At 68.6% G+C, this 21,920-nt stretch carries 18 protein-coding genes and 1 tRNA gene; 10 read left to right on the top strand and 9 right to left on the bottom strand.

Going from position 1 to position 21,920, the window contains the following annotated elements; all coding sequences use genetic code 11:
- The first annotated feature begins 379 nt into the window (after nucleotides 1-379).
- Nucleotides 380-2,011 (top strand): ABC-F family ATP-binding cassette domain-containing protein, encoded by a 1,632-nt coding sequence (locus D9T14_RS12640; RefSeq protein WP_119162863.1) that lies wholly within the window; start codon nucleotides 380-382, stop codon nucleotides 2,009-2,011.
- A 231-nt stretch (nucleotides 2,012-2,242) separates the two neighbouring features.
- On the opposite strand, the gene D9T14_RS12635 is transcribed toward D9T14_RS12640, so the two are convergent.
- From D9T14_RS12635 to D9T14_RS12625, 3 genes are all read right to left on the bottom strand, one after another.
- A tRNA-Gly gene (locus D9T14_RS12635) sits at nucleotides 2,243-2,316 on the bottom strand.
- A 93-nt stretch (nucleotides 2,317-2,409) separates the two neighbouring features.
- On the bottom strand, nucleotides 2,410-3,012 hold the full coding sequence (locus tag D9T14_RS14305) for a type II toxin-antitoxin system PemK/MazF family toxin (RefSeq protein WP_232012376.1): 603 nt from the start codon (nucleotides 3,010-3,012) through the stop codon (nucleotides 2,410-2,412).
- 13 nt (nucleotides 3,013-3,025) lie between these two features.
- Nucleotides 3,026-3,820: a hypothetical protein gene (locus D9T14_RS12625; protein ID WP_119162865.1), complete on the bottom strand. Its 795-nt coding sequence runs from the start codon at nucleotides 3,818-3,820 to the stop codon at nucleotides 3,026-3,028.
- Between the two features lie 135 nt (nucleotides 3,821-3,955).
- Between D9T14_RS12625 and D9T14_RS12620 the strand changes: the two genes are divergently transcribed.
- Nucleotides 3,956-4,606, top strand: a complete 651-nt coding sequence (locus tag D9T14_RS12620) for an HAD family hydrolase (protein ID WP_170175775.1) — start codon at nucleotides 3,956-3,958, stop codon at nucleotides 4,604-4,606.
- 487 nt (nucleotides 4,607-5,093) lie between these two features.
- Here D9T14_RS12620 and scpC read toward each other — a convergent pair whose 3' ends face one another.
- From scpC to gdhA, 6 genes are all read right to left on the bottom strand, one after another.
- On the bottom strand, nucleotides 5,094-6,608 hold the full coding sequence (gene scpC, locus D9T14_RS12615) for a succinyl-CoA:acetate CoA-transferase ScpC (protein WP_119162867.1): 1,515 nt from the start codon (nucleotides 6,606-6,608) through the stop codon (nucleotides 5,094-5,096).
- Between the two features lie 178 nt (nucleotides 6,609-6,786).
- Nucleotides 6,787-7,974, bottom strand: coding sequence for a DUF1015 family protein (locus D9T14_RS12610; RefSeq protein WP_119162868.1), 1,188 nt, complete (start codon nucleotides 7,972-7,974; stop codon nucleotides 6,787-6,789).
- Nucleotides 7,975-8,388: 414 nt separating this feature from the next.
- Complete coding sequence (locus tag D9T14_RS12605) at nucleotides 8,389-9,246, bottom strand: aldo/keto reductase (RefSeq protein WP_119162869.1); 858 nt, start codon at nucleotides 9,244-9,246, stop codon at nucleotides 8,389-8,391.
- Between the two features lie 365 nt (nucleotides 9,247-9,611).
- Nucleotides 9,612-10,403, bottom strand: coding sequence for a YwiC-like family protein (locus D9T14_RS12600; protein ID WP_119162870.1), 792 nt, complete (start codon nucleotides 10,401-10,403; stop codon nucleotides 9,612-9,614).
- Nucleotides 10,404-10,582: 179 nt separating this feature from the next.
- Nucleotides 10,583-11,572, bottom strand: a complete 990-nt coding sequence (locus D9T14_RS12595) for a class I SAM-dependent methyltransferase (RefSeq protein ID WP_119162871.1) — start codon at nucleotides 11,570-11,572, stop codon at nucleotides 10,583-10,585.
- A gap of 418 nt (nucleotides 11,573-11,990) precedes the next feature.
- Nucleotides 11,991-13,337, bottom strand: coding sequence for an NADP-specific glutamate dehydrogenase (gdhA, locus tag D9T14_RS12590; RefSeq protein ID WP_119162872.1), 1,347 nt, complete (start codon nucleotides 13,335-13,337; stop codon nucleotides 11,991-11,993).
- A 529-nt stretch (nucleotides 13,338-13,866) separates the two neighbouring features.
- On the opposite strand from gdhA, the gene D9T14_RS12585 reads away from it, so the two are divergent.
- From D9T14_RS12585 to drmC, 8 genes are all read left to right on the top strand, one after another.
- Nucleotides 13,867-15,240 (top strand): MATE family efflux transporter, encoded by a 1,374-nt coding sequence (locus D9T14_RS12585; protein ID WP_259340990.1) that lies wholly within the window; start codon nucleotides 13,867-13,869, stop codon nucleotides 15,238-15,240.
- A 37-nt stretch (nucleotides 15,241-15,277) separates the two neighbouring features.
- Nucleotides 15,278-15,505 carry a hypothetical protein gene (locus D9T14_RS12580; protein WP_119162873.1) on the top strand — a complete coding sequence of 76 codons (228 nt, stop codon included), beginning with the start codon at nucleotides 15,278-15,280 and terminating at the stop codon, nucleotides 15,503-15,505.
- Nucleotides 15,506-15,600: 95 nt separating this feature from the next.
- Nucleotides 15,601-16,134, top strand: coding sequence for a cyclophilin-like fold protein (locus D9T14_RS12575; RefSeq protein ID WP_197720602.1), 534 nt, complete (start codon nucleotides 15,601-15,603; stop codon nucleotides 16,132-16,134).
- 255 nt (nucleotides 16,135-16,389) lie between these two features.
- A complete protein-coding gene (locus tag D9T14_RS12570) occupies nucleotides 16,390-17,064 on the top strand; it encodes a DUF4241 domain-containing protein (RefSeq protein WP_119162874.1) in 675 nt (224 codons plus the stop codon).
- A 188-nt stretch (nucleotides 17,065-17,252) separates the two neighbouring features.
- The gene (locus D9T14_RS12565) at nucleotides 17,253-17,948 is read left to right on the top strand and encodes an SNF2-related protein (protein ID WP_197720601.1); all 696 of its coding nucleotides are present in this window, start codon (nucleotides 17,253-17,255) and stop codon (nucleotides 17,946-17,948) included.
- Nucleotides 17,949-18,005: 57 nt separating this feature from the next.
- Entirely contained in the window at nucleotides 18,006-18,707 is a 702-nt protein-coding gene (locus D9T14_RS12560; RefSeq protein WP_119162875.1) for an ABC transporter ATP-binding protein, read from the top strand.
- 5 nt (nucleotides 18,708-18,712) lie between these two features.
- A complete protein-coding gene (locus D9T14_RS12555) occupies nucleotides 18,713-20,431 on the top strand; it encodes a hypothetical protein (RefSeq protein WP_126464299.1) in 1,719 nt (572 codons plus the stop codon).
- Between the two features lie 401 nt (nucleotides 20,432-20,832).
- A complete protein-coding gene (drmC, locus tag D9T14_RS12550; protein WP_119162877.1) occupies nucleotides 20,833-21,609 on the top strand; it encodes a DISARM system phospholipase D-like protein DrmC in 777 nt (258 codons plus the stop codon).
- Nucleotides 21,610-21,920 lie beyond the last annotated feature (311 nt).

Below are 21,920 nucleotides of genomic sequence, written 5' to 3'. Positions count from 1 at the left end.
GCATGAGACCGCCCTCTCCGTTCTCGACAGCGCCTTGGGTACCAACGGTACGAGGTCCCGGGCCGCCCCGGGATTGGTTTTGTCGTTGCCGCATGAGAACGACCCGGGGGAGAGCTCACCAGCCACGTCGCCATCACCGCCGAGGCAGGCCCCCGCCTTCGCAACAGGCGTCGGGATCAGTGCCGGCATCTCGGCAGGATGCCTTCCGAGGGTCGGTGCCTCCGGGCCAGTAGATCGAAATTCGGGCCCTGGCTACACTTGGCGGCGACGAGCCCGTGTGCGTGTCGCATTCTCCAAGGAGGATCCTGCTGCAATGACGATCTGATCTCCACTCAGCCTGGCTGAGACGCTGCCCAGTTCCTGCGTCCCGGAGATCATCATGCCTGCCGTCATTGTCGACGATGTTTCCTTCTCCTACTCGTCCCTCCCGCTGCTGGACCACGTCAGCCTTCACGTCGGCGACGGTGAGCGTGCCTGCCTGATCGGCCCGAACGGCTGCGGCAAGACGACGCTGCTCCGGATCGCAGCGGGTGAGATAACGCCCGAGCAAGGTGCGGTCACATGCGACGGGGCCGGTGCCGGGCCGCATCTCGTGCCGGACGTCGAGAACTCCACCGGAAGCGTCGGAGAATACCTCGACGGCGCGCTCGGGCCCGTGCGGGCGCTCACCGTGCGTTTTGAGGAGGTCACGGCGCAGATCGCCGAGAACGACAGCGGCGATGACCTTGCTCGGGAGTACGACCGGCTGCTCGCCCAGATGACGACCCGTGGTGCGTGGTCACTCGACGCGCGGATGGATGACGTCCTCGCTGGTCTTGGCCTACTGAACCTCACCGGTTCGGGGCGCCTCAGAAGCCTGGCGTCGTTGTCCCCTGGTCAGCGCGGGCGGCTCCGGCTCGCGGCCACGCTCATCGTGCTCCCCGAGGTGCTGATCCTGGACGAGCCGACCAATCACCTCGACGCCGAGGCGGTGGATTTCTTGACGCAGATCATCAGTGGATGGGACGGGCCGGTGCTGATGGCCAGCCACAATCGCGCCTTCATCGAGAGCACCGCCACGGTCATCTATGACATGGACATCGAGGTCTGGCGGGCACTCGCCACAGCCGAAGGGGCCGATGAACTCCCTGGGCTCCACCGCTGTGCGGGTAACTACTCCGACTATCTGCTCGCGAAGAGGCAGGCCCGCGCCAGGCATGCTGAACTGCATGCCGCCCAGCAGTCCGAGAAACGCGGATTGCGGGAGCATCGGCAATCCAGTGGCAGGATCGCTCGCGGCGGCGTCCGACTGGCCGCTGCCGAGGGCATGGCCAGGAAGTTCTACGCCGACCGCGCCGCGGCAACAGCCACCCGTCGAACCCGAAGCGATGACCGGAGGCTGGAATCCCTCGCGCGCCACGAGGTGCGCAAACCCCGCACCTACGGATTGTCATTTCCGTTCAATTCCGCGCCGGTTCGCTCAGGACTCGCGATATCGGCACGGCGAGCCGGTGTCGAGCATCGGCTGGCGCCGACCAGCTTCGATCTCTCCTATGGCGAGCACCTGCTCGTGACGGGCGCCAACGGGGCCGGGAAATCCACACTGCTCAACTGGATCGCTACCGGGAAGCCACCCGTCAATGCTCAGGCAGGTGGAACGATCACAAGCGACCGATCCATCGGATTCGTTCCCCAACGCCTGCCATGCGAGGGCGAACCGGGGTTTCCAGAAGAGATCTGGCGCGAGGGAATCGGTGGACTCGGCAGGGGAGTCCTCCACCCATCGATGTGGACCACCCCCATTCAGGAGCTGTCTGCGGGTAATCAGCGACGCGCTCAGCTCGCAATGGCGCTCGCCGGACGCCCTGCCGTCCTCGTGATCGACGAGCCGACCAACTACCTCGACCTCGACACCATGCAGGCGCTGGAGGAAGCACTCCACAGGTGGACCGGGACGCTGGTCATCGCCAGCCACGACCGTTGGCTCATCGACCACTGGCAGGGGCGCCGCTTTCGTCTCGAACCAGCCTGACGTGCCGGCTTGTCTCAGTTCGTGCTTTTCCTCTCTCACAGCTCCAATCGGGATGCACAACGGGGTCTCGCTCACTGCCTCGTGCTCTGATGCTGATCGGTTCCCCGGCCACGACAAGTGGTCATCTTCTCTGCCCCAGAGGGCGAGCCGCCGATTCCACCGAGGCGAGGACGAGTTGAGCGACCGCTCGTGAAGCAGCAAATCGGATGGGAACGAGTCCCTCTGCAGAACTGGAGCGGGCGACGGGAATCGAACCCGCGTGTCCAGCTTGGGAAGCTGGCGCTCTACCATTGAGCTACGCCCGCGAAGCCGTTGCGGCTGGGCCATACTCTAGCGCATCCGCCCGGATCCTCACACCACGGTCGCCACGAGCCGTCCCTGCGGCCGGGGCAGGGCCGTCAGTCGTCCCAGTGCTCCTCCACCTCGGACGCCACCAGGTCGAATCGTTCCTTGTCGAGCCGGCCGGCCAGGCGTCGCACGTTGCCGGGGGCGACGCGGATGATGCGGTCGGTGCGCACCTCGGATTCGCGCCCCTGCTGGTCCCACTCGCCTGAACCGATGTTGCACCACCAGCGGCCCTCGAGGTGCTCGTCCCGGGCCCGGTCGTCGTGGTCCTTGCTGCTCAGCATGAGCCCCAGTAGCCAGTCGTCGTCACGGCCGATGATGAGCACCGGCCGGTCCTTGCCCAGCGCGTAGTTCTCCTCGAAGGGCACCCAGGTCCACACGACCTCGCCCGGATCGGCCATCCGGTCGGGATGGGGGTCATAGGTCAGCGTGGGCTTGCGGGTGTAGTCGCCGGGGTAGTTCTTCGTCGGGTGAGGCGCCGGACGCCCACCGGCATCACTATGCCGGGAGTGGTCCTGCCCCCGCGCATCGTGCAGGGAGACCCCCGAGGGCCTCCTCGCGTCCCTGCGTGCCTTCTTCTCGGCCTCCCGCAGGGATGTGCGCAGCACGTCCCGGGCGATACGACCGAGCGCGCCCCACACCTGGTTCTTCGCCACGATGACCCACTCCTCACTGGAATCGGGGCAGACGCCCGTAGAAGACTCTCCTGCCCGTGGCCTCGGCCTCGTGCACCGGCGCGCGCAGCGCCTCCCAGGCATCGAAGTAGCTCGTCACCCCGCTGGAGCGCGACAGCGCAACGCCGACGGCCGCCAGCGGGACCGCGAGGCACGCCAGCGGGTTGAACAGCGCGCCGAGGAACGCGACCCCCAGCGCGACGAGTGACAGCGTCTGCGCGAAACGCTCACCCGTCCACGCCTGGTAGGCGGCGACGGCGGGCGCACCCACCATGACGACGACGAGCAGCGCCAGCACGATGACGAGCACGATGGATCCGGCGCTGCCGGGTCGCGGATCGAGCAGGCCGACGACCCACGCCGAGCGGTCGAAGTTCTCCACGTGCATGGCCCGCCACCAGTACAGGGCGTAGCCCAGCCCGCTGGCAACGGCGGCGGCGTACAGGCAGCACTGCAGCGCGACGAGTGCGCCCGTGCGCCGCGGCTCGCCGGTGCGTGGTGACACGGGCACGCCGCGGTGCATCTCCTCCAGCGGGGGCAGCGTCTCGACGTGGTGCGCGGGGGCCCGGCCGATGCCCTGCGCTTCCCCCGGGGCGGCGGGGTTCGGTGCTGGGACGTCCTGAGCCGCGATGACATCGGCGGCGGACGGCAGCGCCTCGTCGGGCAGCGCTCGACGGTTCGTGCGGGTGGGTTCGTCCAGTGAGTCCCGGCTCATGCTGATGCGACGTGCTTCGGGGACGGTGTCCTGCTCGCCCGGCGGTACGCCCTTGCCGTTCGGGTCGGAACTCATGCTGCGGGCTCACCTCATCTGCCTCGTCGGTTGCGTCGGGTCGCTCGGTTCCCGCCAAGCCTACTGCCCCTGGACCGCGACGACCCCGACGATCGGCCGGGTGGAGCAGGACGAAAGCGCCATAGACTCGCCTACGTGAGCTCAACGGCGCCGTACGAACTCGTCCTGTTCGACCTGGACGGGACCCTCATCAACTCGATCGACCTCATCGTCGCCACCTGGCAGTACCTGGGACGTGAGGTCCTGGACCGGCCGCTGAGCCGCGAGGAGGTCACCCCGCTCATCGGGCTGCCCCTGCGCCAGGCCGTCGCCAGCGTCGTGCCGGACCGCCCCGATGAGGTCGCCCGCCTCTACCACGAGTGGAACGTCGCTCACCACGACGAGTACGTCACCGCCTACTCCGGCATGGTCGATCTCGTCGCCGGCCTGCGGGACGCGGGGCTGCGCGTCGGGGTCGTCACCGCCAAGATGCGGTCCCTGGCCGAGCACGGCCTGGGGGTGTGCGGCTACGAGGGACTCATCGAGGTGGCGTGCGGTGTCGAGGACACCACCAGGCACAAGCCCGATCCCGAGCCGCTGCTGGCCGGGCTGGCCCGCATGGGCGGTTCCCTGGGCTCGGTCGCCTACGTCGGCGACTCGGTCTGGGACCTGCGGGCCGCCCAGGCCGCAGGCATGCCCGGGATCGGCGTCACCTGGGGCGCCGGGGATCCGGGCGAACTGCGCGCCGAGCAGTCCCTCGCCGTCGTCGACACCCCGGACCAGCTGGCCGCCCGGCTGCTCGGCTGAACACGCCTGACCGGCCGAGCGGGGACCGCACGTTCCTTCGGCCCGGTTGCCTCACAGGACACGGCCTGCTGCCTGGCACGTTCCCTCGAGCAGGGGTTCGGCTGTCGCTGCGAGGGCCAGGCCGGGAAAGGCTCCGGTGCGGGAGAGGGCATGAGAGACCATGTGCCCTGGACCGGGGCGGAGGCCCACGGTCACGCCCGGCAGACGATGAGGGTGCCACCCGTTTGAAAAGAAGAGGCGTGGTTCGGGCGGCTTCACCCGAACGCCGATCAGATGACGAACTCGTGTTGGACGCCACGGTGCGGCGACTCCAGGCCCGGGCGCCAGTGAGGGGGCCATCCGCGTGAAGAGGCGCGGCATGGGCAGCTTTGCCCGAGTATCGATCAGATGACGAACTCGCACTGGACGCCGCGACGCGGCGGTTTCACGTCCCCAAACGCCAGTGAGGGGCCGCCCGAAGGCGGCCCCTCACCGGCGTCCAGACGGATCAGCTCAGCTTCATCGTGCCGTTCTCGAGGAAGTTGCGATGGAAGTCGTAGCTGCGGGCCAGGTCGTGCGGCGTGTGCTTGGCCTTCGAGGCCTTCAGCGCGGCCTCGTAGTAGTCGGTGAGCTGGGCCCTGTAGTCGGGATGGGCGCAGTTCTCGATGATCTTCTTGGCGCGCTGACGCGGGGCCAGGCCACGCAGATCGGCGAGGCCCTGCTCGGTGATGATCACCATGACGTCGTGCTCGGTGTGGTCGACGTGGCTGACCATCGGAGTGATCGCCGAGATGGCGCCGTCCTTGGCGATCGACGGCGAGACGAACGCCGAGATGTAGGCGTTGCGCGTGAAGTCGCCCGAGCCGCCGATGCCGTTCATCATGCGGGTGCCGGCGACGTGGGTGGAGTTCACGTTGCCGTAGATGTCGGCCTCGATCATGCCGTTGCAGCTCAGCACGCCGAGCCGGCGGATCACCTCGGGGTGGTTCGAGATCTCCTGGGAACGCAGGATGATCGAGTTGCGGTACCTGGCCGCCTCGTCGTTCATCTTGTGGGCGTAGTCGGGGCTCAGCGAGAAGGCCGTGGCCGAGGCGACGGTCAGCTTGCCGGCGTCGATGAGGTCGACCATGCCGTCCTGGATGACCTCGGTGTAGCTGGTGAGGTTCTCCAGATCGGAGTTGAGCAGGCCGTCGAGCACGGCGTTCGGGATATTGCCGACGCCGGACTGCAGCGGCAGCAGGTTCTTCGGCAGGCGGCCGTGTTTGACCTCGTTGTCGTAGAAGTCGAGCAGATAGCCGGCGATGGCGCGCGAGTCGTCGTCGATCGGTTTGAATGGCGTGTTGCGGTCTGGGTCGTTGGTCTCGATGACGGCGACGACCTTGTTCGGGTCGATCGTCAAGAAGGTGTCACCGATGCGGTTCCCGGGCTTGGTGATCGGGATGATCGGGCGGTTGGGAGGGGTGAGGTAGCCGTTCCAGATGTCGTGCATGCCCTCCAGGTCGAGGGACTGCCAGGAGTTGACCTCGATGATGATCTTCTCGGCGCAGTCGAGGTAGGTCTTGTTGTTGCCGACCGAGGAGGTCGGGATGATACTGCCGTCCTCGGTGATGCGGGTGGCCTCGACGACGGCGAAGTCGAGCTTGCCGTAGAAGCCCTCGGCCACCACCTGGGCGGAGTGGGAGAGATGGGTGTCGATGTAGTACGACGTGCCGTCGTTGATCTTGGCACGCATGTGGGGGTCGGACTGGTACGGGGTGCGCAGGCCGATGCCGTTGACGTCGGCGAGTACGCCGTCGAGCTCGGGCGCGGTGGAAGCGCCGGTGAAGGCGTTCACGGTGAAGTCCTCGCCGGCCTCGTGAGCAGCCGTGATGCGTGCGGCGAGAGCCTTGGGGAGCTCCTTGGGGTAACCGGATCCGGTGAATCCGCCGAAGCCGATCTGGGCCCCGGCCGGGATGAGGGCGGCAGCCTCGTCCGCGCTCATCACCTTGCCGCGCAACTGTGCGTTGGCAATGCGGTCAGTCATGTTTCCTCTCCTGGTCCGTGGCCGCGCACGCCCATGTCACGGCCATTGTCAAATTTTATCGTGACGCCCTTCTCGAACCCGACGGCAGGGCGGTGCTTCCGGCCGGGCCGCAGGCTCGTGGGCGGCCCGAGCCTGCGCGGGATCCGGGCCGCCCACGAGCCGATCGGCTTCGTGCGGTTCAGCTCAGCGGGGCGGTGGGGCGCAGGACGAAACCGGTGCGCAGCTTCGGGGTGAAGAAGGTCGACTTCGGCGGCATGAGCAGGCCCTCGCGGGCGGTGCGCATGATCTCGTCCAGGCTGGTCGGGCGGATCAGGATGCCGGCGGTGTGTTCCGGGACGGCCGCACGCATCTCGTCCAGGCCGTGCTGGTAGCTGAAGACGACACTCGTGTCGCCCAGGGCCTTCTCCAGCCAGGCGCCGTCGAGCGAGCGGACGTCGTCGAAGACACCGGGCCGGGCGGACAGCCAGCTGGCCTGCCCGTCGGGGGAGAGCAGCACGAGGCTGCCCTCGGCGACCATGCGGGCCAGGGTGGTGGGGCTGAGCTCCTCGTCGAGGGGCTCGATGGTGAAGAAGCGCTCCAGCGCGGCGACCAGGTCGTCCCAGGCGATGCCGTCGACGAGGCGGTGGATGGCCTCGATCGACAGTTGGTCCTCCACCAGCTCGTTGACGAAGGTCAAGGTGAGTTCGGCGTCGGTGTCGGTGCGGCCGGTGGCGGCGCGCACCTCGTCGCGGTAGGTGCGCGAGATGGAGTAGCGGTGGTGGCCGTCGGCGATGAGGACGTCGTCGGAACCGATGATGGCGCCGATCTCGGCGATGCGCTCCGGGTCGGTGACGCGCTCGACGCTGTGCCGGACGCCTTCGACGGTGATCTCGCCGACCGGCTCGGCCGGCGCCTGGAGGGCCTCGGTGAGGCCCGGCGCCAGGGACAGGCCCCACACGGGCGAGCCGTTGGTGGCGGTGGCGCGGGTCAGGTCGAGGCGGTCGGTGACGGCCTTCTTGGTGGTGCGCTCGTGGGGGAGCACGCCACCGGCTCCCTCGTCGACGACTTCCAGGCCACCGAGCACGCCGGAGATGACGCGGCCGGCTCCGGTGGCGTCGGTGAAGGCCATGCGGTAGATCGTGAAGCTCGGTGTGGCATCGGGCACCATGACACCCTCGGCGATCCACTGCCTGAGGGTCTGATTGGCCTTCTCGTAGCGGTCCTCGTCACCGCGTGGATCGTCGATCCAGGCGATGTTGTGCGGATCGCGGGCCTCCAGCTCGTCGATGTCGGCGTCGCTCAGTACGTCATAGGGCGGCGCGATGACGGCGTCAAGGTCGGTCTGCGGTGCATAGTGCAGTGCGGGAAAGGGCTCGAAACGCGGCATGGACCAAGGCTAGCGGGGCACCTGTTCCGCTTCGGCGCCGGCCGTGGGACTCGCTCGGGCCGCACCGCCCGTGTCGGGGAAAGGGGCGGCGCACGGGCTGGCGTCATGGGTGGGCCGGGGTCATGCGGTGTCCGTAGGTACGTGACCGGCCGTGGGACTCGCTCGGGCGGTACCACCCGAGCCGGGGAAGGGCACGGCGCACGGGCTGGCGTCATGGGTGGGCCGAGGTCTTGCGGTGCCGCAGGGACGTGTCGCTGATTATTGCTGACCGCTGTGATCAGCTTAGGGTCTTGCGGTGCCGCAGGGACGTGTCGGGTCACGGCCGATGTCGCCCGGCCCACTGCCGAGCCGGGCGACATCGGCTGGCCGCGTTGGCTCGCCGCGAACCAGGATGGTTGCCCTGGGCGGCACGGATCAGGGCTGCTTGGTCCACTGCACCTCGTCGGGGTGGCTGCCCTGGCGCTCATCCCGGTTGAGGGCGCTGATCGCGTCCATCTGGGCCGGCGAGAGCGTGAAGTCGAACAGCTGGGCGTTCTCGACCATGCGTTCACGGTGCATCGACTTGGGGAAGACGATGTCGCCGCGCTGCAGGTGCCAGCGCAGGACGACCTGCGAGGCGCTGCGGCCGAGCTCGTCGCCGATCGCCTTGATTGCCGGGTCGTCCGCCACCTTGCCGCGGGCGAGCGGTGACCAGGCCTCGGTGGCGATGCCCATCTGGGCGTGCAGGGCGCGCAGCGGCTCCTGCGTCAGATAGGGGCTGATCTCGACCTGATTGACGGCCGGGGCGATACCCGTGGCGTCGGTGATCGTACGCAGATGGTCGGCCTGGTAGTTCGATACGCCGATCGCGCGGACCCGTCCGGACTGCAGGATCTCGATCATGGCCTGCCAGGTCTCGACGAGGTTCGTCGCCACGGCCATCGGCCAGTGGACGAGGAACAGGTCGAGCCGTTCGAGTCGGAGATCCTCAAGGGTCTGGTCGAAGGAGCGAAGCGCCTTGTCGCGGGCGTGGTTGCCGTTGTTGAGCTTGCTCGTGATGAACAGATCGTCACGGTCGATGCCGCTGGCGGCGATCGCGCGGCCCACGCCGGCCTCGTTCGCGTACATCTGCGCGGTGTCGATGTGACGGTAGCCGACCTCGAGCGCCTCACTCACGACGCGTTCGGCCTCGGCGGGCGGCACCTTGTAGGTACCGAAACCCAGCTGCGGAATCTCGACTGTGCCATTGGTGGCGTTGCTGAGCCGAATCATTTGTGTGGGAACAGCTGTCATGTCCCCACCGTAGTCGTACGTGGAAGGCTCGGAGCCTCGCCAAGGAGGCCCGGCCTGCATTCGGTGGGGTGTGCGTCCTGCGGTTGTTGCGAAAAGACGCACGAGAATCGCAGGGGCTGCGCATGGCGCAGGGCTACCGCGAAACGCAGGGGCAGGATCGGCTGCGTCGTGGCGGGTGGACGTCCTGCGGTTGTTGCGAAAAGACGCACAAGAATCGCAGGGGCTGCGCATGGCGCAGGGCTACCGCGAAACGCAGGGGCAGGATCGGCTGCGTCGTGGCGGGTGGACGTCCTGCGGTTGTGGTGAAAAGACGCACAAGAATCGCAGGGTTACCGCGGGGCGCTCGGCGTGGGCGGGGGCAGCGCTCAGAGCAGCGAGCAGGCTATGGCGAACGTGCTGAGGATGATCTCGACGACGCCCAGCGTCCCCGGACGGAAGGGGAAGCCGTTGTTCTGCATGCGCTTCATGACCGTCGTGCGGGTCAGGGCCACGGCGAAGAAGACGATCCACCAGGGCGAGCCGAGACCGAGCCAGGGGCCGCACAGGACGATCGCCGCGGCGAGCCAGGCCGTGTGCCACAGCGTCGAATTACGGGCCGCCGCCGGGTTGTTCTTCTCGCGGATGAAGGATTTCACGTGGAAGACCGTTCCGGCGAAGTAGCCGTACAACAGTAGGCCTGTCATGGCGTCATGCAGGCCGGGATTGAGCGGTGGCCAGCCGCCGCAGCGCACGACGTAGAACATGAGGCAGGCGGCCGCGACCGTCGTCATGCCCGAGGTGACCGAGCGCTCCTCATGATTGCGGACCAGGGCGAACGCCGTTACGACGAGGGGCGTGAAACCGATGAGCCAGACAGCCAGGCCCGCACCGCCCAGGGCCAGGATCGCCAGGCCGCAGAGCACACAGACGACGAAGTAGGTGATGATCGGCGTGCGCAACTCGCCGCGGCGCCGGGTCGGTGTCTTCAGCCAGCTGACGCACTGGGCGAACAGGCAGTAGCCGACGAGCCATATGACGGCCAGCGGAATCCACCACAGCGGCAGCCCGGCAGCGCGGTGACGGGTCAGGGCGCCGACGAGGAACGGTACGGCGAGCATCGCCCAGGCGCCGTGCTGATTCGGCAGCCACCTCTTCTTCCAGCTTCTCGCCGCGGCCATGCCCGCACGATAATGGCAACCCCGGCGCGACGGGGAGTCTCAAAACTGGGAGAATCCGGTGAATTTCGCCCAGGGTATCCCGGTGTCATTCCGGGCAGGAGGGCAGCGGTCCCCCGTGTAGTGCACTTCCGGGAACGGGAAGCGTCACATCCTGGTGGGATGAAGGCGGCCGAGCATGTTCAGCGGGCGATCGAACGAGTGACGGTGTAGAAGGGGTTCTGCCTCACGACGGTGGTCTGGCCGATCCTCACGTTCAGGCGTTTGCGCCACGGCAGGTGCGAGTTGTAGACGCACCACAGCTCCCCGCCGGGGCGCAGCAGGCGGGCGGCGTCGTCGAACATGGCCAGGGCGGGCTCGGAGTCCTTCGCGATGCCGCGGTGGAAGGGCGGGTTCGTGACGATGACGTCGAGGCTGTCCGGCTCCCAGTCGTCGAGCCGGGACGCCCAGTGCACCTGGACGTCCTTGCCGTTGGCCTCGGCGGTCAGCCGGGTCGACTCGACGGCTGCGCGGCTCACATCGACGGCGTGCACCCGCGCGCCGGGGTTTGCGCAGGCCAGCAGGGTGGCCAGGATGCCCGAGCCACAGCCCAGGTCGAGCAGGTCGTCGCCGTGGATGTCGCCGCACAGCTCGGCGAGCAGGCGGGTCCCGTCGTCCACCTCGTTCGTGGCGAAGACCTCGCCATGCGCGATGACGCCGATGCCCAGTTCGGGGTGCGTCTTCTCGCGCGGCCAGCGCAGCCGGCGTTTCCTCGGCTCCGCGGCCCGCAGGGCGCGGCACTTGGCGACGCCCAGGGACGCGGAGACCTCACCGAAGTGACGCCTCAGGACGTCGTTCATCGAGTGCGTCATGTTCTTCTGGCGTCCGGCGGCGATCAGGCGCATCTCGGGCGCAGCCCAGACGGCGAGGCGTTCGGTGTAGTCGTCGAGGGCGGACAGGGCCTTGGGCAGGCGCAGCCACACCAGGTCGACGCCGGCGAGGGAGGGCTCGTCGAGGGCGTCCAGCAGCAGGCCGGCGGGTACCTCGTCGGCCTCGCGCCGGTCGTCGCACCACACGCTCACCCGCGGCGCGATCCGCTGCGCGACCTCGGCCAGGCCCGGGCAGTTGATGACGAGCACGTGCTCGGCGTGCTCGGGTGACTCGGCGACGATGAGGCGCTCAACGGGATCCATGGGCCCAACCTATCCACCGAGGCGGAACAGCCGACGTGGATCGGTGGGGATGGTGAGCGGGCCAGGCGTTCCCGGAGCCGGTGAGATGCGTCGTGCGGTGCAGGAACGCCGGTCAGGTGAGCCGCAGTGCGCCAGCCGGTAACCGTGCACCCGACACGATCAGCGCGAGTCACGTGCGCCACAGCGAGCGGGCCGGTTCGATGCGCGGATTCCGTGTCGTGCAGGAACGCCTACGATTGCGAGCCAGGCGCACAGTCTTGCTTAGCGGATTTCGTGTCGTGCGGGAACGCCGGAGGCGGTCACCGCGTGGGTGACCGCCTCCGGATGATCTCGGCCCGGGGACAGGCCAGACGGGCCGGCACCGTGAGCCACCGCGTCAGCGACGGGACCGTCGACGCCGGCCGGCCGGTCCACCGGATCAGACCAGGCCGAAGTCGAGCATCGCGTCGGCCACCTTGGTGAAGCCTGCGATGTTGGCGCCGACGACGTAGTCATTGGGGCAGCCGTATTCCTCGGCCGTCGCCTGGCAGGTGTCGTGGATGGAGTCCATGATCGCGTGCAGCTCGCTGTCGGCCTTCTCGAAGGTCCAAGAGTCGCGGGCGGCGTTCTGGGCCATCTCGAGGCCGCTGGTGGCGACGCCGCCGGCGTTCGATGCCTTGCCGGGCGCGTAGAGCACGCCGGCCTCCTGGAACGCGTGGAAGGCATCGGGCGTGCAGGGCATGTTGGCGCCCTCGGCTACGGCCTTCACCCCGTTGGCGATGAGGGTCTTCGCGTCGTCCAGGTCCAGCTCGTTCTGGGTGGCGCAGGGCAGGGCGACGTCCGCCGCGATCTGCCAGATGCTGCCCTTGCCGACCGGCGTGAACGTGGCGGAGGCGCCGCGCTCCTCGGCGTAGGTGCTGATCCGGGCCCGGCGCTGCTCCTTGACCGACTGGAGCAGGGCGACGTCGATGCCCTTCTCGTCGACGACGAAGCCCGAGGAGTCGGAGCAGGCCACGACGGTGGCGCCGAGCTCCTGGGCCTTGGCGATGGCGTAGATGGCCACGTTGCCCGAGCCCGACACGACGACGCGCTTGCCGTCGAAGGATTCGTTCTTGGTGCCGAGCATGCGGTCGGTGAAGTACACGGCGCCGAAGCCGGTGGCCTCGGTGCGGGCGAGCGAGCCGCCCCAGGCGAGGCCCTTGCCGGTGAGGACGCCGGCGTCGAAACGGTTGGTGATGCGCTTGTACTGGCCGAACAGGTAGCCGATCTCGCGGCCGCCCACACCGATGTCACCGGCCGGGACGTCGGTGTTGAGGCCGATGTGGCGGTACAGCTCGGTCATGAAGGACTGGCAGAAGCGCATGACCTCGGCGTCGGACTTGCCGTGCGGGTCGAAGTCGGAGCCGCCCTTGCCGCCGCCCATGGACAGGCCGGTGAGCGAGTTCTTGAAGATCTGCTCGAAGCCGAGGAACTTGATGATGGACAGGTCGACGTTCTCGCGGAACCGCAGGCCGCCCTTGTAGGGGCCGAGCGCCGAGTTGAACTCGACGCGGTAGCCTCGGTTGACCTGGATCTTCCCGGAGTCGTCGACCCAGGGGACGCGGAACATGATCTGACGCTCCGGCTCGACGATGCGCTCGAGGATGGCGGCGTCGAGGTACTCGGGCTTGCGCTCCAACGCGGGCTCGACGCTCTCGAAGACTTCCCTGACGGCCTGCTGGAACTCGGGCTGACCAGGGTTGCGGGCGAGGACCCCGTCATAGATGGACTGAACGGCTTCGCGCATTGCTTGGCTCCTTGTCACTTCGATTTCCTCCCGGTCTGCGCCGGGGACATCTTGAATATGGCACTGCGACCGGCACGAAATGAAGCCATCTCATGTCTTGACGTCAAGATATTTGTAACGATTGTGTTTCGCGCCCATGAGCGGGGCGGTGGGGGACAGCCGTGGCCGCTACCGGGCCGTCCTCGTGCTTGGCCGAGCGGGGGCGGTCCGAGCCGAATTCGCGCCAGTGCTCATGGCGGAACCGTGCTTCGCCCGAGGGGGCGGCCCACGTGGGAGAGACGTTGGGGTACGCGCTGTGGGAGGACGCCGTGCTCGACGCGGGCGGTCCACGTGGAAGAGGCGTTGGGCGAGCCGGTCGAGCCGTGCTTGGCCGAGTGAGGGCAGTGGCTGCGGGGCGGTAGGTGCGGCCGGGCGCCACGTTCGGCCCCCATGGGCGTGGCGGCAGGTGGTGGCGGCAGGGCATCCTGCAGGGGCGCACTATCGGTCCCCATCGCAGAGGCGGCAGGTGAGCGGCGCACAGAACTCCGCTATGAGCTTGTCCCGTGCCCACTGCCGCGGCGGCGGGGTAGCCTCATTGCTCGTGGCGCTGTGGACGAGGACCGACCGTGACCTGCTGGCACTGGCCCTGCCCACCTTCGCGACCCTCGTCTCCCAACCCCTGCTCGTCATGGCCGACACCGCCTTCATCGGGCACGTCGGCGCCGTCCCGCTGGCTGGCCTCGGGCTGGGCGGCAATGTGCTGGGCGTCATCACCGGCATGTGCGTCTTCCTGGCCTACTCGACGACCAGCGTCGTCGCCCACCGGCTCGGCGCCGGCCGCGAACTGGCGGCCTACGAGGCAGGGCGTGACGGCATGGCCCTGGGCGGGGTGCTCGGGGTGGTGCTCGCGGCGCTGCTCGCCTGGCTGGCCCCGACCGTCGTCGGCTGGTACGGCCCGGCGTCGGACGTGGCCGAGGCGGCCGTCACCTATCTGCGGATCGTCGCGCTCGGCCTGCCCTTCCAGCTCGTCGTGCACGCCTCCACCGGCCTGCTGCGCGGCCTGCAGGACACCCGTACCCCCATGGCGGTGGCGATCGGCGTCAACGTGACGAACATCGGCCTGGACGCCCTGCTCATCTACGGCTTCGGCCTGGGTATCGCCGGCTCTGCCGTCGCCACCGCCACCGCCCAGGGGCTGTCGTGCCTCGTTCTCGCCTCCGTCATCATCCGGCGCTGCAGCGGGCTCGGCATGCGGCTACGCCCGAGCCCGCGCGGCATGGCCGCCTCGGCCTCGTCCGGCGGCTGGCTCGTGCTGCGCACCGCCACCTTGTGGTTCTCGCTCACCGCGACCACCGTCGTCGCCACCGGGCTGGGCTCGCTGACCCTGGCCGCCCACCAGGTGACGAACTCGCTGTACGCCGTCCTCACCTACGCCCTCGACTCGCTGGCCATCGCCTGCCAGGCCCTCATCGGACGCCACCTCGGGGCCGGTGAGGTGACCGTGGCGCGGACGGTCATGGCGCGGGCCCTGGGCTGGGGCTGCGTGCAGGCCGTCGTCATTGGGCTGCTGCTCGTCGCGGTCAGGCCCCAGCTGGTGCGGCTGTTCACCTCCGACGCGGCGGTGCAGCAGCTGGCCATGCACTCCTTCGTCATGCTCGCCGTCATCATGCCGCTGGCCGCGCTCGTCTTCGTGCTCGACGGGGTGCTCATCGGTGCCGGCGACACCCGCTACCTGGCGCTGGCCGGGATGTTCGTCGCGGCCTGCCACCTGCCGATGCTCGTGGCGGTGGCGCACTGGTGCACCGGCGGGCCCGCCGGCCTGGTCTGGCTGTGGGTGGCCTACTCTGGTTTCCTCGCTGCCCGGGCTTTGACCCTCACCCTGCGCGCCCGGACCGGTCGCTGGCTGCGCACGGGCGCCGAGTAGACGGCTCGTGAACCTGGTGTTCAGGGGAGGGGAACACATGAGCAAGTACGACGCACTGTGGCGGCACGTGCAGGAAGACGGCCGCTCGTCGTTCCAGCTGAGTTTCGAGCAGATCGGCGACATCGCCGGTGTACCGATCGACCACTCCTTCCTGACCTACAAGAAGGAACTGCTCGACTTCGGCTACCGGGTCGACAAGATATCCCTGAAGAACCAGACGGTCGCATTCCGCAGGATCGCCGGGCCGGACGGGCAAGAGGAATAGGAAACGCCGGGCTCCTCCTGGGGCGCGCTGTGGCACCATGGAATGGTCCCCTTCGACACCATTCGGTATTCCTCGGGAAGGGACGAGACCAGCCCATGTTGAACAGGATCGCCCTGTCGCGCCGGGGTTTCGCGGCGCTGCTCACCGGGGCCGCCTCCGCGACACTCGTCGCCTCGGCAGGCTGCGGCCGCGGTAGCGGCGGCGCCGACGACGCACCCGCCACCGGGCAGTCCTCTCCCACGGGCTCGTCCACCGCACGACACGACGAGGAGGACGGCATGCTCACCCTGTCCATAGACGGCCGCGACGTCGACGTCGCGTGGGAGGACAACGAGACGGTCCGCGCGCTGGCCGACGCCGCCACGGACGAGCCGGTGACCGTGCAGATGTCGAGGTACGGCGGTTTCGAGCAGGTCGGGGGCCTCGGCTTCGACCTACCCCACGACGACGAGCGGATCACCACGGCAGCCGGCGACATCGTCCTGTACACGGGCGACCAGATCGTCGTGTTCTACGGCTCCAACACCTGGGAGTACACGAGGCTGGGAAGGATCCAGGGCATGAGCGACGACGAACTGGGCGCGCTGCTCGGATCGGGCGATGTGCGCATGACCTTCTCGGTCTCCTAGGAGGTGCTGCGGTGGTCGTCCATGTCGGCGTCGCCCCTGAGCTGCTCCGCTGGGCGGTCGAGCGGGCCGGCTGGACCCTTGATGCGGATTCCGCGCGCAGGGCAGCAACGTCACGTAACGCAAGACCCGACAGCTGATTGACGGTCGAGATCGTCATGACGGTCCGACCCCATCCGCCAGCGATGCGTCGAAAGCTCACCAGGCCCGCCACAATGCCACCTGCTTGCGGCAACGTCCCCAGTAGGATCCGGGGCCATGCCTGATCTTGACTTCTACGCCCTCGCCTCCGGGTCGGTACCAAAACCCTTCGAGGACGATTTTCTCTACCCCGCCAAGACCATCGGGCTCGCCGTGACCGACCTGGGAATGCTTCGGGTGCCCTCGGGGCGGCTGGAGGCCTGCGACCCCTACGACACCCTGGGCGACGGTCCGTCCATCGCCATCGATCCTGGCGACTACCCGGTCCGGGTCACAGTAGCCGACGTCTCGAAGGCGCAGGACGGTTCGCGCCTGCACGAGGCCTACTTGTCCGTCATTCTCGCCGGCGGCGAGGCAGCCTCCGTCGAGCCCGCCCGGCCGGTGGAAGGCGGGGAGGCAATTGTTGCCGTCGAGGCCGGCACGGTTGCTTTCGTCGACCATGAGGCCATCGCCACCGCCATGCCGCCCAACAAACTCCAGTGGGACGACGAGATCTTCCAATCCAGCGAGCCTGACTCGTGGTTCAGTCTCATGGAAGATCCCGGACACTACCGCGAAGGCTCGGCCAACATCGTCATGCCGCTCGCCTCGAACGGGGAGAACGTCGTGATCTCGAACTCCGGCTGGGGCGACGGCGTCTATCCGGTCGTGCTCACCCGCGACGCCGACGGCGTGCCGCTGGGGCTGCACATCGACCTCATGGTTGTGGGCAGCCAGGCCGCGTCGCAGTGACGCTGAGGCCCGCGGTCCCGTGCGGGGCCTCGGCAGCCGGCCACCGATGGTGGTGACGCCCCGTGCGCCAACCCCTCGATACGCTTTGCGTCGCCCGCGCCACGCTTGAACCTGCGCCGTGATGTCGGACCCTTCCGATAGGGTGACGTCGTCGCACGACGACTGTGCGAACCAAGCCAAGGGATGCGATGACCACCGAACAGCTCAACACGTCCACGCCCACAGGGCCTGTCTCTGTGCCAGAACCCGGCCAGGTCGTCCAGGTCCGTGGCGCCACCTGGGCGGTCACCGACGTCCGTGAGCAGGGCCTGTCCCGCAGCCCCGCCGACGAGTCACGTGCCGGCCTGGAACACCTGGTCGCGTTGCAGTCACTCGCCGAGGACCGCATGGGCGAGGAACTCACCGTCGTCTGGGAGCTCGAGGTCGGCACCTCGATCGTCCCCGACCGCGGCCTGCCCGAGACGATCGACGCATCCTCGTTCGACGAGCCGGACACGCTCGGCGCCTTCGTCGACGCCGTCCGCTGGGGCGCGGTGACCTCGGCCGACCCGAAGGCCTTCCAGGCGCCCTTCCGCTCGGGAGCCACCCTGGAGCCCTACCAGCTCGAACCGCTGCGCCGAGCCCTGGAGGCCCCGCGCACCAATCTGCTGCTCGCCGACGACGTCGGCCTGGGCAAGACCATCGAGGCGGGCCTGGTCATCGAGGAGTTGCTGCTACGCCACCGGGCCCGCTCGGTCATCATCGTCTGCCCGCCGAGCCTCGCCCAGAAGTGGCGCGACGAGATGCGCGAGAAGTTCGGCCTGGAGTTCGTCATCGTCGACTCGGCCAGGATCGCCACCGACCGGCGCACCTACGGCCTGGCCGCCAACCCGAAAGCGGCCTGACATACACACAACAATCGCCTGTCCAAAAACACCCACCATGACCAAGGAAATACCACCATGTCCATCCTCCTGACTGGCGTGTGCCAGGCCTACTCGGGCTTCGAGTTGCGCGACGTGTCCTTCGAGGTCTCCACCGGCGAGATCGTCGGTTTCTTGGGGCCCAACGGCTCGGGAAAGTCCACCACGTTGCGTATTTTGCTGGGTCTGGAGCGCCCGGCTCGGGGCACGGCCCTTATTGAGGGGACCCCTTACGCGAGGCTGCCTCAGCCGATGCGCACCGTCGGCTCCATCCTCGACGCCCAGTGGATTGCCGGGGGCCAGACGGTGACGCAGTACCTGACCTGGCTGGCCATCGCCGGGGGCCTGGACCGCTCCCGCATCCCCCTACTGCTGGAGCAGGTCGACTTGGCCTACGCCGCCAAACGACGTGTCTCACGCCTGTCCCTGGGCATGCGCCAGCGCCTGGGCCTGGCCGGGGCGCTGCTGGGCGATCCGCGCTACCTCGTGCTGGATGAGCCGCTCAACGGGCTGGATCCTGAGGGCATCCGCTGGTTCCGTGACCTGCTGCGGCAGTTGCGGGACCAGGGCCGGGGCATTCTCTTGTCTTCCCATATCTTGTCCGAGGTCTCTGCGGTGGCTGATCGCGTGGTCATGATCTCCAGTGGGCGCGTTACCGGCAGTGGCAGCCTGAGTGACTTCGAGGCGGAAGGCAGCCTGGAAGACGCTTTCTTCAAGCACCTCGCCCCTAAGGAGCGGTGATGGTGATGCGACTGCTTATCAGCGAGTTCTACAAGCTCTACGTCTACCGGTGGCCGGTCCTGCTGCTGGCCGGGACGCTGGCCGCCTGCGCCCTCCTGGACATCTACCTCGCCCTGGCGTACTCCTCCTCCGCCGGCTCCTACGTGAGCACGGCACTGAGTTTCAACGAGCTCGTTTGCCGCCTGGCCTGGTTCACCCTGCCCGTGGTGGTGCTGGCCGGTGACGTACGTGAGGGCATGCTGGCCAGTGTCATTCTGGTCCGTCCGCGTCCGCGTGAGATCCTGGCCGCCAAGCTCGTCTCCTGCCTTGTTGCCGCCCAGGTCAGCGCCCTGGGGATCCTGGCCCTCATCGCGGCCCTCATGCCGCTGGGAGGGTGGCCCGACGCCGCCTCCGCTCTGGCCGTCTTCGCCCCGAAGGCCGCTCGCATGATGGTGCTGCCCCCGCTGGCAGTGTGCTTCGGCTTTGCCGTCGCCGTCCTGGCCAACATGAGGTCGCTGCCGTGGGTGGCGATGGGACTGGTCCTCTGGAGCCAGGTGGTCGAGAAGCTCCTGTTCACCGTCGTGGGCAACCTGGTGCCTGCGTCCGTCGGGGCGGTCCTCGCACCGTATTCGGCCGCTGTCACGTGGTTCTACGGCGCCTGGGGCGAGATGGGCCTGCCTGCCTTTGACACCTGGGGCTTTCTGCCGCTGCTGGTTCTGGCCACCCTGACCTGTGCGGCCGCCGTCGTCCTCCTGATGCGTACCGACGACCCGGCCGGACGACCCTGGGGCCTGCCCACCGTCGCCCTGACCACTGAGGCCGCATCCACCACGACCGCCTTCGCGCCTACCAGTTCGGTGGCAGCGGCCCCGGCGCGCCCGGCAGCGGCTGGCGGCGCTGCCCGCTCCCACCTGGCAGGAGCACCTGCCCCGACCACTGGTGCCAGGTCCCGCGGGGGCCTGTTGGCCGATGTCCGGGCCTGGCTCTGGGCCAGCATGAGCGCCCACGGCGCGCTGCGGCGCACACTGCTCCTGACCCTGTTCACCGCTGTCGCGAACGCTGCCATCACTGTCGGCCTGGTGGTCATCCTCGGGGTCTCCCTGACCTCCTCCGGTGCTCTCAGTGACACCGAGTCCGCGATCGGGGCCGTCATCGGCGGCTGGGGCATGCTCTGCCTGCCGCTGACCGTCCTGACCGGCTCGTGGACCTACCTGCGTCTGGTCCAGACCCGCGAGCTGGCCCTGGTCTACACGGCCCTTCCGCGTCGCGGCGCCGTCATCACCGCCAGCGCCGTCCACGCCGGCCTCCAGGCAGCGGTGGCGAGCCTGGTGTCCATCGCGGCGGGTCTTGCCGTCCTGGCCACTGCCACCTCCGTCAGCGCCGTCCTTGCCAGCGCCGGCCTGACCCGGATGCTGGTCACCGCTCCCCTGGGCGCCGTTCTCGCCCAGTTCAGCGTCATCGGGGTCGCCGTCCTCATCCGCCGGCCCATCCCCGCCCTGGCGGGCGTGGCCGGCTGGCTCCTGCTGGCCGAACCTCTCCTCCAGAGCAGCAGCCCGGTCCTGGAGCGTGTTGTCGGCAGGCGCACGATAAGCGCCCTGGTCAACAACCTCGTCGATTCCAGTTCCGTCGCCGACGAGACCCTGAGCACCCCCTCGACCCTCATGTGGCTCATTGCGCTTGCCACCGTCCTCGTCACCGCGGCGGTCGTCGTCGAGCGACGGCGCCCAGGAGTCATCGGGAACTGACCTGGACGGAGCACCACCCGCGCATCCTCTCAGGGGGTGGTCCTGGCCGGCGACAACCTCACCGGCCAGGACAACCGACCAGCCCGCCTCAGGCAGGCCCGACGCAAACAAGGCGGCCAGCGGCACACCCGCCCGCGAGCTACCTCCCAGCGCGAGGCCACCATGCCCGAGTAACTACACGAGCAGCCCTCCGAGCAGCCAGGATACGACCGGGCCAAGGCCACCTCTCCGTCCGGACTGCTGACAGAGTTCACCGTGCAGCGCCCTTGACTCACGCCAGTTCCTGCCCCTCCTGTACTGCGTCATGGCCTCGGAGACCTCCTGCGAGCGGGCCAACCGTTTCCTCGACCGCCGTTTCGTCGTGCCGCTGCCCGGCGACTGGGCCGGCCTCGCCTTCTTCGGTGACCCCCGTGGATGAGGACGAGCGAGCGGCCATCGTCGAGCTCGGGGCCGCGCTCAGCGGGGCCCAGGCCAGCAGCATCGTGGCGAGCCTGGAGGCGGGGGAGACCCTCACCCAGGCGCTCGGGGTGGTCGAGCAGTCCAGCCGCCGGCGGCTTCGTGACCTCATGAGCCGGGCCGGCCTCGGCGTGCTCGACCAGGCCCGGACCATCGCTGTGCTGCGCGCCATCGAGGGCGCCCACGCGCACCCGACCTCCATCACGCCGGTGTGGACGGTGCCCGGCGGGCCCGGCTCCCTCGGCGTGAGCGGGCACCTCACCGGCCTCACCCATGCCTTGGTGGCCGGCGTCTACAGCTCGGTCACCTGCTCCACCTACAACATCGCCCGCTCGTCCGCGTTGTGGGAGGCGCTGAAACAGGCCGCGGCGCGGCCGCAGGTGAGCGTGCGCCTCTACCTGGACACCGACGTCGCCGACGCCGACCCGGTGCCGTGGAGCCCGACGACCCGGCAGGTGGCCGAGGAACTGCCGGGCGCCGTCGTCTGGCGCACGCGGGCCGACGAGACCGGGGCGCGGCCCCGCAACCATGCGAAGTTCGTCATCATCGACCACCAGATCGTCGTGGTGACCAGCGCGAACGTCTCCTACAGCGCCGAACAGCGCAACGTCGAACTCGGCCTGCGCCTGGACGAGCCCCTGCTCGCCCGCAGCATCGAGGACCAGACGCGCGCCCTCGAACCATCCGTGTACGAGCGGGTGGGCGGCGGCCAAGTCGCCTGAGGGGTGCCGGCCCAGGCGACGAATCCGCCACGACGCCAGTGGACCATGCCACTTGTGCACCGGATCCCCCACTCTTGTCAGACCCTCGTGACAGCCTGAAGAAGGGTGAGAATCGTCGGCATCACCCCCACGCCCTGACCAGCCGGCGAGAATCGAGGCAACCACGGGTGTGCGCAAGGACGTTTGGGTTGACCCCAGTGATTAGGGCCAGGGGTTCTGGGAGTTGTCTTGTCGTTCGCGGTTGCGGGCAGGGAGACTGGGTAGATCATGACGAGCAAGAGGAAGCGGCATACGCCCGAGCAGGTTGTGCG

The organism is Propionibacterium australiense, assembly GCF_003666605.1.
Taxonomy (GTDB): domain Bacteria; phylum Actinomycetota; class Actinomycetes; order Propionibacteriales; family Propionibacteriaceae; genus Propionibacterium; species Propionibacterium australiense.
Note: the sequence above shows the minus strand (reverse complement) of the source record. Positions and strands in the feature narration are given on the sequence as shown.

What these genes read in the sequence shown, in the direction of transcription:
- D9T14_RS12640 (WP_119162863.1), top strand. Translation starts at nt 380, where the DNA reads ATGCCTGCCGTCATTGTCGACGATGTTTCCTTCTCCTACTCGTCCCTC.
- D9T14_RS12625 (WP_119162865.1), bottom strand. Translation starts at nt 3,820, where the DNA reads ATGAGTTCCGACCCGAACGGCAAGGGCGTACCGCCGGGCGAGCAGGAC.
- scpC (WP_119162867.1), bottom strand. Translation starts at nt 6,608, where the DNA reads ATGACTGACCGCATTGCCAACGCACAGTTGCGCGGCAAGGTGATGAGC.
- D9T14_RS12610 (WP_119162868.1), bottom strand. Translation starts at nt 7,974, where the DNA reads ATGCCGCGTTTCGAGCCCTTTCCCGCACTGCACTATGCACCGCAGACC.
- D9T14_RS12605 (WP_119162869.1), bottom strand. Translation starts at nt 9,246, where the DNA reads ATGACAGCTGTTCCCACACAAATGATTCGGCTCAGCAACGCCACCAAT.
- D9T14_RS12600 (WP_119162870.1), bottom strand. Translation starts at nt 10,403, where the DNA reads ATGGCCGCGGCGAGAAGCTGGAAGAAGAGGTGGCTGCCGAATCAGCAC.
- D9T14_RS12595 (WP_119162871.1), bottom strand. Translation starts at nt 11,572, where the DNA reads ATGGATCCCGTTGAGCGCCTCATCGTCGCCGAGTCACCCGAGCACGCC.
- gdhA (WP_119162872.1), bottom strand. Translation starts at nt 13,337, where the DNA reads ATGCGCGAAGCCGTTCAGTCCATCTATGACGGGGTCCTCGCCCGCAAC.
- D9T14_RS12585 (WP_259340990.1), top strand. Translation starts at nt 13,867, where the DNA reads ATGAGCTTGTCCCGTGCCCACTGCCGCGGCGGCGGGGTAGCCTCATTG.
- D9T14_RS12580 (WP_119162873.1), top strand. Translation starts at nt 15,278, where the DNA reads ATGAGCAAGTACGACGCACTGTGGCGGCACGTGCAGGAAGACGGCCGC.
- D9T14_RS12575 (WP_197720602.1), top strand. Translation starts at nt 15,601, where the DNA reads ATGTTGAACAGGATCGCCCTGTCGCGCCGGGGTTTCGCGGCGCTGCTC.
- D9T14_RS12570 (WP_119162874.1), top strand. Translation starts at nt 16,390, where the DNA reads ATGCCTGATCTTGACTTCTACGCCCTCGCCTCCGGGTCGGTACCAAAA.
- D9T14_RS12565 (WP_197720601.1), top strand. Translation starts at nt 17,253, where the DNA reads ATGACCACCGAACAGCTCAACACGTCCACGCCCACAGGGCCTGTCTCT.
- D9T14_RS12560 (WP_119162875.1), top strand. Translation starts at nt 18,006, where the DNA reads ATGTCCATCCTCCTGACTGGCGTGTGCCAGGCCTACTCGGGCTTCGAG.
- D9T14_RS12555 (WP_126464299.1), top strand. Translation starts at nt 18,713, where the DNA reads ATGCGACTGCTTATCAGCGAGTTCTACAAGCTCTACGTCTACCGGTGG.